Raw genomic sequence first — 13,787 nt, 5'->3', positions numbered from 1 at the left:
CGGGAACGTGCTGTGACATGGTCTCGGCCCCCCTCAACCGGTCTTGTCAGTATGCGCGACGGCCTCCCCGGCCGACTCCCCGGCCGCCTTCCGCCTGTGGATAACCGGCCGGTTGTGGACAACCGCCGCCCCGTCCGCCGCCCCGTCTCCGGCCCCGCCAGACGCCCCGGCCCGAGCCCTCTCCAGGGCCTCGTCCAGCAGCGCCGTGATCCGGCCCAGACCCGCCTCGCTGCTCAGGTGCTCCCGCACGTACACCGGCCCCTTGGCCCCCAGCGCGTCGGCCGCCTCCGGCTCCGCGGCCAGCGAACGCACCGCCTCCAGCAGCGCCGCCGGGTCCTCCGGCGGCACCACGACCCCCGCGCCCGCGCGCCGCATCTCCTCCGCCGTGCCCCCGCCGTCGGCGACCGAGGCGACCACGGGCCGTCCGGCGGCGAAGTACGAGGTGAGCTTCGACGGCACGCTCATGTCCAGCACCGACGAGCGCTGCGTGACCGCCAGCACGTCCGCCGCGGCCAGCACGTCGGTGAAGTCGGCGGAGTCGGCGGGCGGCAGGAAGTCCAGGTTCGGCAGCCCCGCGCCCAGCGCGGCCAGGTGCGCGCGCTGGTTGCCGTCGCCCATCAGCACGACCCGCAGCGACGGGGCCGTACGGGCCGCCTCGACGAGCACGTCCAGGCCCTGCTTCAGCCCCATGTTCCCGGAGTGCAGCAGCACCGTCTGGCCCTCGCGCCACCCCAGCCGGGCGCGCATCTCGGCGCGCGGCCGGGTGGGCCCGGTCACGTGGGACCAGTTGGGGACGACGCGTATCCGCTTCTCGTCGACGCCCATCGCGGCCACCCGCGGCACGAACGTCTCGTGGATCACCCCGACCAGCGCCGCCCGCCGCAGCACCCGGGACTCCACCGCGCGCGCGGCCGCGGCCGCGCGGCCCCCGCCGCGGATGCCGCTCTGCGCCGCCGCTGCGCCCATCAGGTCCTGTACGACGGGTATGTACGGCACCCCGTGGCGGCGGGCGAGGCGGGCGCCGAGCGCGCCCCCGGCCAGGCTCGGCAACTGCGCGACGACCGCGTCGGGTGCGGGCATGCGGGGCGGCGCGGCGATGCCGTGGGCGAGGATCGACGCCTCGTAGAGCGCGCGCCGTACGGCGGTCTGCCGCGCGGGTACGGAGTGGCGGCGGCGGTGCAGGCGGACGCCGGCCCGCTCCTCCTCCTTGCGCCAGACACCGCGGTAGTCCTCGGCGACGCGCCAGTTCGGGTAGTGCGGCATGCCGGCCAGCACATGCACCTCGGCGTGACCGGTCCCGACCCAGTGCTCCGCGATCTGTGTCGCATATGGCCCGATTCCTGCCTGTTCCGGCGCATAGTTGGTCGAAACCAGCAGTACTCGCGTCACCATGCCATCCCTCGTTTGCCTTCCCGAAGCCCGGGTTGCACCTTATCCGCACCTGCCCGTTATGGTTGACACTCCTGGCGCGCTGGGGGTTGCGCACATATCAGGGGGAATACTTGGGGGGTGCCGTGGCGCACACGGTCGGCTATGCACCTGGGGTCTACGACCTCTTTCACGTCGGACACCTGAACATCCTCAGGCATGCCCGCAGCCGCTGCGACTATCTCGTCGCGGGCGTGGTCTCCGACGAGATGGCGCAGTTGGCGAAGGGCCGGGCCCCGGTCGTGCCGCTGGTCGAGCGGCTGGAGATCGTACGCAGCATCCGGCACGTGGACGCCGCATTCGTCGAGACCGTGCCCGACAAGCTGGAGACCTGGCAGCAGGTCCGGTTCGATGTGATCTTCAAGGGCGACGACTGGCGGGGCACGCCCAAGGGGGAGAAGCTGGAGGCCGACTTCAGGACGGTGGGCGTGGAAGTGGTCTATTTCCCGTACACCGTGCACACGTCGAGCACCCAACTGCGCCGCGCACTCGACGCGCTCGCGGACCGCCGCCCGCGCGGCGAGGCCCCCGTCAGCTCGTCGCAGACAGCTCCCGGAACCATTTCGCCATAAACGCGATCAGGAACAGCGCCGCCGCCAAGGCCAGCGCCGTATAACCCGCGAGAAAGGCGCTCTCGCTGCCCAGCAGCAGGAACACCACGCAGAAAACCCCGTAGTCCACCGGCAGCAGCGCCACCGCGCGCAGTCGCGAGGGCGGCGGGGCGGGCGCGGGGGCGGCGCCCGGGGCGGGCTTCGGCTTGAGCTTGTCGGCCAGCAGCCCGCCGCAGAAGATCAGCACGGCCGCGAGCTGGAAGCCGAGCGGCAGCAGCAGCCAGGCGTCCGACGAGAGGTCGAAGAACCGGTAGAACGAGACGAGGACGGCGGCGTGCACGGCCGTGACCTTCGCGCAGTCGACGACGTGGTCGAGCCACTCGCCGGCCGCGCTCGACTCCCGGCGCAGCCGCGCCAACTGGCCGTCGGCAGAGTCGAGGGCGAAGCCGACCACGAGTAGCGCGTACACCGCGAGGGCCAGGCCCCAGCCGGGGCGCACCAGCGCGACGGCGGCGATCCCGCCGCCGGTGAACGCCGCGCTGAGCAGCGTCACATGGTTCGGCCGCAGCCCGAGGACGTACGCCCCCGCCGCGAACACCCGCCCCAGCGGCCGGTTGACGCGGCGCGAGTAGAGAGAGACGCCCTTCGCCGTTTTCTGAGCATTGCGCAACTCGCTCAGTGCTGCCCCGAATGTCATGCGCAGCATGATGATCGCTCGGACCCGTCCCGGGAAAGGGTTTTGGCCTGCCGGAGGCGAATGAGAGCCGAATCACTGCCCGCCGGAACGCCCGCCCCGGCAGATCCGGTCCCGATCCGATGACCGGCCGCGGAACCGGTAAGGTGACGCCGTTCCCAGGCCCCGCGCAGGAGTCGGAGAAAAAGATCATGCCGATACGCCGCTTCCGGGTGGCCGTCGCCGCGGTGCCGATGCTGGCCGCGCTGCTGACGCTCACGGGCTGCGTCACGGTCCACGGCGAGGAGGTGCTCCAGCCCGCCGTGAGCAAGGACGAGGCGGGCCGCGTCCTCGACCGGTTCGGGAAGCTGAACAACAAGGCCAACGAGGACTACGACCTCGAGGTCAACTCCCGCATCGAGGCCGGCGGGCTCCGCGAGATCGACCAGGCGGGCCTGACGGTGCGCAAGGCGGACTACCCGGAGGGCAACCCCGACTACGAGCCGCTGGAGTTCAGCGACACCCGGTATCTGATACCCCAGCAGCGCGGCTGGCCGCGGTGGTTCGTCGCCGACACCCTCACCAACCGCAACGAGCTGCGCTGGCTCCTGGTCTTCGTCAAGGAAGGACCGGAGGCGGGCTGGCACGCGACGCACCTGTCGCTGCTGGACGAGACCGAGCAGGCCGAGATCGGCACGTTCGCCGAGGACGAGGACGGCCACGTCCGCCGTGTGCCGCTGGGAGCCTCCGCCGGGCTGACCGTCGCGCCGGGGCAGGTGGGCAAGGCGTACGCGGCGTATCTGAAGGACGGCCGGGGCGACGACTTCGCGCCCGGGCAGCACACCTCCGAGCGTGTCGGCGCGCGCGATCAGTACCGGCGCACGCCGGAGTACGTCACGCAGTACGTCGACGAGCCCACCCCCGAGTACCCGCCGGTCGCGCTGCGGCTGGCCGACGGCGGTGCGCTGGTGCTCTTCAGCACCCGGCACTTCGTCAAGCAGACGGTGGCCGAGGGCCGCGAGGTCGAGGTGCCGGCGGCGGCCGAGCCGCTGATGAAGGGGCAGGGCACGCCGGAGAAGTCGCTGACGATGGAGCGGGTCTCGCAGCAGGCGGCGGTGGTGCCGCCGCGCGAGGACAAGGGCGACGGAATCGTTTTCTACAACCGCTTGGAAGGGCTCGTGGGCGCCGAGGGAAGCTGAGCCGGGAGAAGTTGCGGGGCGGCGTACGTGTACGGGCCGTCGGCCCGGCCCGGTGCGCGTGCCGTCAGACGGCGCGGCCGGCCCTCAGCTCAGCGGCCAGGCCGCCTCGCGTTCCCGCTCCGCGCCCGCGTACGCCGCGCACGCGTCCGTCAGCGCCTCCAGCAGCGTCAGCGGGTCCGGTAGCGGATGCTCGGGACCGCGCAGCCACGTCACGCCGTCGTCCCCCGGCAGCCGCGCCGGCGGCACCAGCACGTAGCTGCCGCGGCAGTGCCAGCGCAGCCCCGGGTGCTCGTCCATGGTCTCCGGGCGGCAGTCCAGCTCGCAGGGCCACCACTCGTCCTCGTCCTCCGGCGTCCCGCGGGTGGAGGTGAAGAACAGCATCCGCCCCGGCCCGGGCGGCTCCGGGCTGACGGCCACCGGGCCGACCGCGACGCCTTCCGCCTCCAACTGCGCCAGCGCCCGCGTGCCCGCCTCCTGCGGCACGTCGAGCACGTCGTGGCTGCGGCCCGTGGCGGTGATGAAGTTGGCCTCGGGCTGGGCGGCGAGCCACCGCTCGACGCGCTGCGCGTCGGCGCTGGCCTGCGTCTGCCAGGCGAAGGAGACGGGATGGCGGCCGGGGGAGGGACAGCCGATGCGGTCGCAGGAACAGCCGTAGCCCTCCGGGTACGCGGCGGGCGCCAGCGGCAGGCCCGCGTCGGCGGCGGCGAGCAGCAGTTCCCTGCGCTCGGCGGCGGCCGCCTGCAGGCGCTCCGCCGCGGCGGCACTGCCGCGCGTCCGGCCCCGGCGGGTGCCGGGAAGCCACTGCGGAAGCCTGCGTACTCGTGCCATACGTCCCCTCACCTCGGCCCGTCGTCCCTAGGACCCGATCCTCATGCTGCCACCGCAGCGGGTGCCCGTAGGCCGACCCTGTGCCACGGTATGCCATCCGGTCCGCGAACCGCCCTCAGGTACCCAGGGCCCGGATGCCGCCCCGGCGGCCCCTCGCGGCCCGGCCCGTACGCCCGGACCTGCGCGGATGCGGCCGATCCCGGGCCACGGGGCCGCCGCCCGCCCGCCGCCGTACGCGATGAAAACGTGACCACCGGTCACCTGTGCGTATGGCGCTAAATGGGCCTTTGGCGGGCCGAACTCCTCGTCCGCACCCCCGCGCCCCGCGGCGCGACCCCGGCCACCCGTGCCGCACTACTGCGCGCGCGGCCGTTCACCGGGCACCATTCGGTTACGTGCGTCGGCGTGCGCGATCCGCGGGCCGGCGCTTGGACGTCAGCAGTGAGGAGCCCTCGTTGTTGCGCACAGCCTCGGCGCGCCGGTACCTGATGTGCCCACCGGCACACTTCGCCGTCACATACTCCATCAACCCGTGGATGGACCCCGCCAAACCCGTCGACCTCCGGCTCGCGCTCGCGCAGTGGGAGGATCTGGTCACCCGTCAGCGCTCCCTCGGCCACACCGTCGAGCTGCTGGAGCCCGACCCCTCCCTGCCGGACATGGTCTTCGCCGCCAACGGCGCGCTCGTCGTCGACGGCCGCGTGCTGGGCGCGCGCTTCGCGTACCCGCAGCGCAGCGGCGAGGCCGCCGCCCAGCGCCGCTGGTTCCGCGCGCACGGCTTCGCCGACTACCACCTGCCGGAGCACGTCAACGAGGGCGAGGGCGACTTCGCCGTCACCCGCTCCTGGATCCTCGCCGGCCGCGGCTTCCGCAGCAGTCCCGAGTCGCACGCCGAGGCGCAGGAGTACCTGGGCCGCCCGGTCATCGGCCTCGACCTGGTCGATCCGCGCTTCTACCACCTCGACACCGCGCTGTGCGTCCTGGACGACTCCACCGACACCGACGTCATGTACTACCCGGCCGCGTTCTCCCCGGGCAGCCGCGACGTCCTCGCCCGGCTCTTCCCCGACGCGCTGCTCGCGGCGGAGGAGGACGCGCTCGCGCTCGGCCTCAACGCCGTCAGCGACGGCCGCCACGTGCTGCTGCCGCAGGCGGCGGCCGGGCTGGTCGCGCCGCTGCGGGCGCGTGGCTTCGAGCCGGTCCCGATGGATCTCACGGAGCTGCTCAAGGGCGGCGGCAGCGTGAAGTGCTGCACGCTGGAGCTGCGCGACTGAGCCGGCTACGCCCCGTCGTGGCCGTCGTCCCCGGGCGGCGGCCACGCGCCGCCCCACCGCACGTCCCGGGCGGCGCGGTAGCGGGGGCCCTGCCGCTTGGACACGGTGGTACGGGCCAGCCCTTCGCCGGCCGTGCACAGCTCCAGCAGCACCAGACCCTTGCGGAGCTGCGGATGCCGTACGACGCGCGCGGGCGCGGGCGCTCCGGCGGGGACCCGTACCGCCGCCACGTACGAGAACTTCTCGTCCTCGTGCCCCAGCTCGCCGCCCTTGACCCGGCGGTGCAGCGCGGAGCGCTGCACGCGGGCGGCGAAGTGGCACCAGTCGGCGGTCCCCTCCATGGGGCACCGCGCGCTGTGCGGGCACGGCGCCAGCACCTCGTAGCCGGCGTCGACGAGCTGCCGCCGGGCCGCGAGCACCCGCCGGTAGCCGTCCGGGGTCCCCGGCTCCACGACGACGACGGCGCCGCGTGCGCCGCGGGCCGCTTCCGCGACGACCTCGCGCCGGACCTCCTCGGGCAGCTCCCCGAGCACGTACGAAACGGTGACGAGCCCGGCAGGTGCCCATGCGGAACCTGCCGTGCCGTCTGCCGAGCCGACCGCTGGGTCGTGTGCCGAGCCGCCCGGCTGCCGGTACCGGGCGCCGTCGGCCGGCTGGTTCCGGACCCGTCCGGAGCCTGCCCGGGCGGCACCGAGCGCCTCGCGGCGCCACTGAGCGGCGCGTACCGCGGGCGCAGCGGCGCCGGCGGCCAGCTCGCGGCCGAGCGCCAGCGCGGGCCCGGCGTGATCGAGGACGACGGTCGGGCGCGGCCCGTCTTCCGGCCAGACGGCGGCCGCCGCCCAGACGGCGGCGCCGGTCCCACCGCCCACATCGAGGTGGCTGTCCGGCGTCCAGCCGGGCGCGGCGTCGGCCAGCGCGCCCAGGGCGGCCCGCACGGCCTGGAACGTGGCGGGCATACGGTATGCGGCGTACGCCGCCACGTCGTCCCGGTCCCGCAGCGCGGGGGCGGGGTCATCGCCGCGGTAGCCGGCGATGAGCCGCTCCACGGCCGCTCCCGCCCGCCGCGTGCCGGCCCCTGCCAACTGCCGTCCGAGCGCGCCCCGAAGATCATCCTCGACATCCACGCCCCGAGCCTACGGCCCGCCGCACCCCGCCGGAACGCGGTACCGGACCCCGCCGGTGGAACGGGGCACCCCGGCCCCCGGTCCACCCCCCGCCGCCCCCGCCGGAAGGCGGTCAGCGCAGCCGCTTGTGCTCCTCCGGCCGGAACGTCGTCACCAGCGCCAGACAGAGCACCGCGATCCCGATCCGCCCCGTGGCCTGGAGCAGCGGCCCCCGCAGCAGGATGAACGAGTACCCCGCGATCAGCGGGACCACCGTCGCCATCACGTTCCCCGGGTCCCGCGACATGTGCCCCGACTCGGCGAACCTCCGGTCCGTACGCGCCGCCGCGTACCCCACCAGCAGCAGCCCGCCCGCCATGCCCAGCGGCCCGAAGTCGAGCCACAGCTCGGTCCAGAGCGGCGAGGACAGGTTGACGTTCGTCATCCCCATCCACGTGCCGACCTTGACGCCGGAGTCGAGCTGCTTGTCCTCCCACACCGACCGGGGGACGAAGAAGAACGCCGACGACGCCAGTTGCTTGCCGTACGTGTGGCCCGTGCCGGAGTCCACGTACGAGATGGTGTTCGCGAACATCACCGTCTGGTCGTAGTCCTTCATCACCAGCGGCTCCAGCACCGAGCCCGACTGCGTCGGCTTCCGCCCGCCCTCGTCGTAGCGGAACTTGTCCGCGAACGGGAACAGCAGCACCGCCAGCGCCACGCCCCCCGCGAGCGCCGCCCGGTACACCACGGGGCTGCGTGGGAAGGCGGTGAAGAGCAGCGCGAAGGCGACGGTGAGAAACCAGTACCGCGGGTTGGAGATCGGGTTGTTGACGATCGCGTTGATCAGGACGAGCCCCGCCCACGGCAGCACCACGGCCGGCTGCCGCCGGGCCCGCCGGGACACCACCAGCCAGCGCGTCATCATCAGCAGCGCCAGCAGCGCGGGCACCGTACCGAAGCCGCGCAGGAACGCCGAGCCGACCTGGGAGTCGGACGTGCCGCCCGCGGTCAGCTCGTCGCTGATCGCCTGGCGGCTGCCGAAGAACGGCGCGGGGCCGCCGAAGGACGCGATGAGCAGGGCGCTGCCGGCGTAGGCGAAGATCACCAGCAGGTACAGACGGCGCTTGTTGACCGAGGCCACCGGGCGCGGCCGGCTCAGCCGGGCCTCGGAGGCGTGCCGCGACAGCAGCGCGCCGATATCGAAGGCGACGAACCCGGCGAGGACCAGCGCCACGGCCATCGTGAAGTCGCCGCGGGTGCCGACGACCGGGGTCGGGGTCTGCTCCAGCACGATCTGCGCCAGCGGCGCGACCCCCATCGCGACGTAGCAGAAGAGCCAGACGGTGCCCTGGATGAGCCGCCGCCGGGTGGCGAGGACCATCGCGGAGAGGCGGGCGCCCGCGTAGCAGGTGGTGGCGAGCTGGAGCCAGAACACCGCGTCGCGTACGTCGGGCTGGGAGCGGCCGGCGACGGCCAGGGGGAGGACGAAGACGAGCGCGACGACGAGCGGGACGGCCAGCGCGCGGGAGAGGACGGCGCGGGGGGCGGGGCTCTTGGGGATGACGAAGGGGGTGAACGGGCGCCGGACGCGGGTGGCGGTGGCGGTGGCGGTGGCGGTGGGGCTCGGGTCCGGGTCCGGGGTCGCGGCACGGGCGCGGCGGGCGGCCTTCGCGGCGAGCGGCGCCATGCGGATCTGCACGGTCTCGTCGAGCGGCACCCGGGCCCCGCCGTCACCGCCGTCCGCGCCGTCGCCGGGCCGCGGCCCGTCCGTTTGGTCTGCCATCGCCCCGAACTGCCCCCGCCCCGTATCGCCCCGTATAGCCGTCCCGCAACCGAAGACAGTCTAAATAGGCCCGGGGTTGTGCGGCGGGTAGGCTCCGGGAACATACGTACGGTGCCGGGGGGTGCCGGGGAGGGGACCGTCTTGAGAGTTCTGCATGTCGTCACGCTGCACACGCCCACGAACGACTTCGGCGGGCCCACGCGCGTCGCCCTCAACCTGTCCAAGGGGCTGCGGGCCCGGGGCGTCGACTCGCGCATCGCCACCCTCGGCGACGGCTTCGAGGGCCCGCTGCCCCGCGACATCGACGGCGTGCCCACGTTCATGTACCAGGCGAAGCACGTGCTGCCGCGGTTCGAGGTGAGCGGCATCACCTCGCCGGCGCTGCTGGCCCGCGCCCGCCGCCTCGTCCGCTCCGCGGACGTCGTGCACGTCCACCTCATGCGGGACCTCATCACGCTGCCGTTCGCGCTCATCGCGCAGCAGGCGGGGGTGCCCGTGGTGCTCCAGACGCACGGCATGATCGACCCCACCGAGAAGCCGGTGGCCCGCGCCGTCGACGTGCTCGGGCTGCGCCGGGCGCTGCGCAAGGCGGACGCGACGCTGTACCTCACGGAGTTCGAGCACGGCGAGATCCAGGCCGTCATCCCGGACACGCCCCTGAACCGGCCGCGCCCCCTCGTCAACGGCGTGCTCCCGCAGGAGCGCAGGCCCGCGCGGACGTCGGGGCCGCCCACGGTCGTGTACGTCGCGCGGGTGCAGGAGCGCAAGCGGCCCGAGGACTTCATCCGGGCGATCCCGGTGGTGCTGGCGAAGTACCCGGATGCCCGCTTCGTCCTCGCAGGACCCGACACCGGCGCGCTGGCCGAGCCGATGATGCGGCTCGCGGCGGAGCTGGGGGTGGCGGACTCGGTGTCGTACGTCGGCTCCCTCGCTCCCGCCGAGGTCCTGGCCCAGCACCGCAGCTCCGACGTCTACGTACTCCCGTCGGTGGTCGAGCCGTTCCCGGTCTCGGTCCTGGAAGCCATGTCCGTAGGCGTCCCCGTCGTGATCACCCGCACCTGCGGCCTCGGCCCCGACGTCGCGGAGGCCGGCGCGGGCCGCGTCCTCGACAGCCGCGCCGACCAGGACAACGGCCCCCTGGTCGGCCAGGCCGTACTGGAACTCCTGGACCCGGCGGCCAACGAGGAGGCATCGAAGGCCGCCTGGCAGTTGATCAACGACCGGTTCGCCATCGACGGCGTGGTGGACACCCTCCTGGACGTCTACGACGAGGTGCGCCGTTGAGATGTCGCGCGGGCGGCCGGCCGACTGTCACTCGGGGCGAGGTCGCCCTTGCCAGTGGGGGAGTTCGGCGGTGCAGGCGGCGCGGCCGCGGGGGGCGGGTGGCGGTGTCTACTCGTCTTCCGCGACCCGGATGGCGACTGCGGGGAGGCTTCGGGAGATCACCCTGATGGGGGATCTGGGTGGGGATTCCGCGCGATGGTGGCGATGAGCTGGATTTCCACCGGGGCTCCGCCGGGCAGTGTGGCGACACCGACGGCGGTACGGGTGGGCAGGGACGCCCGGCCGAAGGCTCTCACCAGCGTGGCGGAGGCGCCGTCGGCGACCTCACTGATGCGGGTGAAGTCTGCTGTCACCGCGACGTACACGGTCATGGACACCACCGAGTGCAGGGTCGTTCCTGCCTGCTCGGCGGCAGCTGTGGCTGCGGTCAGGGCGCGCGTCGCGGCGACTGCGGCGAGGCTTCGTCCTTCGTCGAGGGAGATCTGCTCGCCGAGCCTGCCGGTGGCGAGCAGTGTGGTGCCGTCCTTGGGCGTCACTCCCGAGAGGTCCAGGGGCCCCCTTCTCCCTACTCACCGTAGCGATCCGAGGTCACTCTGTGAAAGGTGAACCTCAAACTACCCGCTCTTCTCCCGGGTCTTGAGTCGATCTGCCAGCGGAAGAAGCTCATCGCCAGCGCGTAGTCCAGCCCCGCGTGCCCGTCGAGGAAGCACCGCCGTGTCACCCGCCCCTGTGGCCCTGGCCCCGACGAGGCGGAGGAACACATGCTACCGGCCGCAAAGTAGTCCGGAGACCGCAAAGCCATCAGCGCTGAGGCGTTCCTGACGGTGGGGGAGCGTCGCTGGGTTACTCGCGGACCTGGGCGTTCGCTGTGGGATGCGCGTCACCGCCGCCCGCGCCCAGGCCCGCGAGCAGGCGCAGCCCGTCCTCGGCGGGGCTGTTGGGGGCGGCGGACAGCACGATCAGCTCCATGCCCGATTCGTTCGGTAGCGCGAAGTTCTCCTGGTGCAGTTCCAGCAGTCCGATCAGCGGGTGCCGGTACACCTTGCGTCCATGTGCGCGGGCGCGCACGTCCGCGCGGGCCCAGAGGCGGCGGAAGCGCTCGCTGCCCATTGCCAGCTCGCCGATCAGCGAGGCCAGTCGGGGGTCGTCGGGGTATTTGCCGGCGGCCAGGCGCAGGTGCCCGACCACGTCGAGGGTGCACGTCTCCCAGTCTGCGTAGAGGCCGTGCTCGGCCTCCTCAAGGAAGATGTGCCGGGCGGTGTTCAGGCTCGGCAGCGGCCGGCCGTAGAGGAGCCGGGCGAGGCGGTTTCCGGCGAGCACGTCCAGGCGGTGGTCCATGATCACCGCGGGTGCGTCGGCGATCAGGTCGAGGATGCGGCGCAGCTCCGGCCGGACCTGCCCGCTCGGTGCCTTCGCGCGGCGGCGTTGCCGGGCGAGCCGGTAGAGGTGTTCGCGTTCGGTCTCTTCGAGGCCGAGGACGCGGGCGAGCGCGTCGAGGACCTGCTCGGAGGGCTGGGTCGCGCGGCCCTGCTCCAAACGTACATAGTAGTCGACGCTGACTCCGGACAAGTGCGCGACCTCTTCGCGGCGCAGCCCTTCGACCCGGCGGCGGCTGTCGGTGGGGATGCCGACGGCCGCCGGGTCGACCCGGGAGCGCCGGGTCCGCAGGAAGCCCGCGAGATCGTCCATGCCCCCAGTATGGCCCTCGGTGGTGCCCGTGAAGGTGGTCCTGCCAGTCCCAGGAAGTCCCGTCCGACGGAAGGGGCGCCCCTGAACGCCGGGCGCCGCGGCGTCCAGGATCGACGGCATCCGATCCGAAGGAGTTCCCATGAAGACGCTGATCGTCTACGCCCACCCGGAGCCGAAGTCGCTCAACGGCTCGCTGAAGGATCTGGCGGTGTCCACGTTGGAGAGCGCCGGGCACGAGGTGCGGGTGAGCGATCTGTACGCGATGAACTGGAAGGCGGTCGTGGACGCCGCCGACTACGGCCCCGACGCTTCGCGTCCGCTGAAGGTCGCCCTGGACTCGGGCCGGGCCTTCGATGCCGGGACGCTCACCCCGGACGTTCTCGCCGAGCAGGAGAAGCTGCTGTGGGCCGACACGATCATCTTCCAGTTCCCGCTGTGGTGGTACGCGATGCCCGCGATCCTCAAAGGCTGGGTGGACCGGGTGTTCACCTACCACTTCGCGTACGGCGTCGGCGAGCACAGCGACACCAAGTACGGCGAACGGTTCGGCGAGGGCACCCTCGTGGGCCGGAAGGCGCTGCTGTCTGTGACCGCAGGCGGCACGGAGTCGCACTACGCCGCTCGCGGGATCAACGGCCCCATCGACGATCTGCTGTTCCCGATACAGCACGGCATCCTCTACTACCCCGGCATCGAGGTGCTGCCGCCGTTCCTGCTGTACGGCACCGACCGGATGACCGGCGAGGACTACCCGGATGTCGCCAAGGCATGGGAACAGCGCCTGCTCACCCTGGAGTCGACCGAACCGATCGCGTTCCGGCGGCAGAACTTCGGCGACTACGAGATTCCCTCGCTGCATCTGAAGGAGGGACTGGAGCCCGCGGGCCGCACGGGGTTCGGGCTGCACGTACTCGGCTGACAGCTGGCAGCGGACAGGGCGAGCCGGGGTGCGAACCGAGCAGCACCGAAGGCCGCGGCGGCGGTGGCCGCCGGCGCGGCCGGTACTTCCGGGCGGCTCATGGGCCGGGCCGCCGCGTGACCGGGTCGCGTACCACGCCCTCCGACCCGCACTTCCGGCACCACGGATCCGGCTCAAGGCGTCGCCCGGCGGCGGCTTGTCGACGGTGGGTACTATGCGCTCTTCTCCCGGGTCTTGAGGCCGATCTGCCAGCGGTAGAAGCTCATCGCCAGGGCGTAGTCCAGGCCCGCGCGGCCGTCGAGGAAGCCGCGTTTGCAGACGTAGGCGTACGCGAACGACACCAAGGGCTTCAGCGGGGCCTTGTGGAAGAGCTGCCCCTGGCGGGTCTTGGCCTGGCGGATCTCCTCGCGGACCTCCGGGTGGAGTTCCAGCCACGCCTCCCAGTCCGAGTAGCGGTTGTGCCGCTCGAACCACGTGCGGACCGGGTCCAGGTCCTCGTGCTCGATCGTGGCGCGCAGCCGGACCACCGGGCCGTCGGCGAGCGGCTGGTAGTGGCCCTCCTGCTCGCCCATGCCCGGGGCTTCCAAATCGCCCAGCTCCGGGAAGCGGACGCGGGTGCGGTCCATCAGGGCGCGTTTGACGATGGTGTAGCCGTGGCGCAGGCGCTTGCCCGCGAACCAGTAGCCCAGCGGGATGTCGAACGCCGCCGGGGCCACCTTGACCGAGCCGTCGGCCGCCGGGTCGAAGATGCGGTGGAGTTCGGCGATCAGCTCCGGGCTCGGGGTCTCGTCGCCGTCGACGAACAGCATCCAGTCCAGTTCGGGATGGACGTGGTCCAGGCACCACTGCTTCTTCTTCGGGTACTTGCCGTCCCAGGTGTACGGGACGATCTCGGCGCCCTGGTCCGCCGCCAGGGCGCGGGTGTCGTCCGTGCTGTCCGAGTCGACCACCACCACGGCCTCGAAGTGGTCGATGACGGACCGCACCGTCGTCGCGATGTTCTCGGCCTCGTTCTTGGTCGGTATCGCGACGACGATGGGCAGTCTCTTCAAG

The 13,787-nt window shown here is 72.7% G+C and carries 13 protein-coding genes; 5 read left to right on the top strand and 8 right to left on the bottom strand.

Going from position 1 to position 13,787, the window contains the following annotated elements; all coding sequences use genetic code 11:
* Window positions 1–33 precede the first annotated feature (33 nt).
* Window positions 34–1,392: a glycosyltransferase family 4 protein gene (locus tag FB457_RS11045; RefSeq protein WP_047015434.1), complete on the bottom strand. Its 1,359-nt coding sequence runs from the start codon at window positions 1,390–1,392 to the stop codon at window positions 34–36.
* Window positions 1,393–1,514: 122 nt separating this feature from the next.
* Here FB457_RS11045 and FB457_RS11040 point away from each other — a divergent pair, with 122 nt between their 5' ends.
* Window positions 1,515–2,000, top strand: a complete 486-nt coding sequence (locus tag FB457_RS11040) for an FAD synthase family protein (protein ID WP_047015433.1) — start codon at window positions 1,515–1,517, stop codon at window positions 1,998–2,000.
* Here the strand turns inward: FB457_RS11040 and FB457_RS11035 are convergent.
* Window positions 1,960–2,676 carry a CDP-alcohol phosphatidyltransferase family protein gene (locus FB457_RS11035; protein ID WP_486588989.1) on the bottom strand — a complete coding sequence of 239 codons (717 nt, stop codon included), beginning with the start codon at window positions 2,674–2,676 and terminating at the stop codon, window positions 1,960–1,962. The two genes, FB457_RS11040 and FB457_RS11035, sit on opposite strands and share 41 nt — an antisense overlap.
* 143 nt (window positions 2,677–2,819) lie before the next feature.
* Here FB457_RS11035 and FB457_RS11030 point away from each other — a divergent pair, with 143 nt between their 5' ends.
* Window positions 2,820–3,851, top strand: coding sequence for an SCO2278 family lipoprotein (locus FB457_RS11030; protein ID WP_253911181.1), 1,032 nt, complete (start codon window positions 2,820–2,822; stop codon window positions 3,849–3,851).
* An 84-nt stretch (window positions 3,852–3,935) separates the two neighbouring features.
* Here the strand turns inward: FB457_RS11030 and FB457_RS11025 are convergent, their stop codons facing one another.
* A complete protein-coding gene (locus FB457_RS11025; RefSeq protein ID WP_047015431.1) occupies window positions 3,936–4,679 on the bottom strand; it encodes a bifunctional DNA primase/polymerase in 744 nt (247 codons plus the stop codon).
* Between the two features lie 458 nt (window positions 4,680–5,137).
* Between FB457_RS11025 and ddaH the strand changes: the two genes are divergently transcribed.
* Complete coding sequence (ddaH, locus tag FB457_RS11020) at window positions 5,138–5,953, top strand: dimethylargininase (protein WP_047015430.1); 816 nt, start codon at window positions 5,138–5,140, stop codon at window positions 5,951–5,953.
* A gap of 5 nt (window positions 5,954–5,958) precedes the next feature.
* Here the strand turns inward: ddaH and FB457_RS11015 are convergent, their stop codons facing one another.
* The gene (locus FB457_RS11015) at window positions 5,959–6,999 is read right to left on the bottom strand and encodes a small ribosomal subunit Rsm22 family protein (protein ID WP_145781807.1); all 1,041 of its coding nucleotides are present in this window, start codon (window positions 6,997–6,999) and stop codon (window positions 5,959–5,961) included.
* Between the two features lie 190 nt (window positions 7,000–7,189).
* Window positions 7,190–8,842 carry a hypothetical protein gene (locus FB457_RS11010; RefSeq protein WP_145781688.1) on the bottom strand — a complete coding sequence of 551 codons (1,653 nt, stop codon included), beginning with the start codon at window positions 8,840–8,842 and terminating at the stop codon, window positions 7,190–7,192.
* Between the two features lie 141 nt (window positions 8,843–8,983).
* On the opposite strand from FB457_RS11010, the gene FB457_RS11005 reads away from it, so the two are divergent.
* Window positions 8,984–10,126 carry a glycosyltransferase gene (locus FB457_RS11005; RefSeq protein WP_145781686.1) on the top strand — a complete coding sequence of 381 codons (1,143 nt, stop codon included), beginning with the start codon at window positions 8,984–8,986 and terminating at the stop codon, window positions 10,124–10,126.
* 158 nt (window positions 10,127–10,284) lie between these two features.
* Here FB457_RS11005 and FB457_RS11000 read toward each other — a convergent pair whose 3' ends face one another.
* Both FB457_RS11000 and FB457_RS10995 read right to left on the bottom strand, forming a co-directional pair.
* The gene (locus FB457_RS11000; protein WP_047015426.1) at window positions 10,285–10,662 is read right to left on the bottom strand and encodes a RidA family protein; all 378 of its coding nucleotides are present in this window, start codon (window positions 10,660–10,662) and stop codon (window positions 10,285–10,287) included.
* Window positions 10,663–10,969: 307 nt separating this feature from the next.
* Window positions 10,970–11,815, bottom strand: coding sequence for a helix-turn-helix transcriptional regulator (locus FB457_RS10995; protein ID WP_047015425.1), 846 nt, complete (start codon window positions 11,813–11,815; stop codon window positions 10,970–10,972).
* A gap of 139 nt (window positions 11,816–11,954) precedes the next feature.
* Here FB457_RS10995 and FB457_RS10990 point away from each other — a divergent pair, with 139 nt between their 5' ends.
* Window positions 11,955–12,734 (top strand): NAD(P)H-dependent oxidoreductase, encoded by a 780-nt coding sequence (locus FB457_RS10990; protein ID WP_047015423.1) that lies wholly within the window; start codon window positions 11,955–11,957, stop codon window positions 12,732–12,734.
* Between the two features lie 212 nt (window positions 12,735–12,946).
* On the opposite strand, the gene FB457_RS10985 is transcribed toward FB457_RS10990, so the two are convergent.
* Window positions 12,947–13,786, bottom strand: coding sequence for a glycosyltransferase family 2 protein (locus FB457_RS10985; protein ID WP_047015422.1), 840 nt, complete (start codon window positions 13,784–13,786; stop codon window positions 12,947–12,949).
* Window position 13,787 lies beyond the last annotated feature (1 nt).

The sequence above is a fragment of the Streptomyces sp. CNZ287 genome (assembly GCF_007827615.1).
This window is presented reverse-complemented; position numbering and strand designations above follow the sequence as displayed.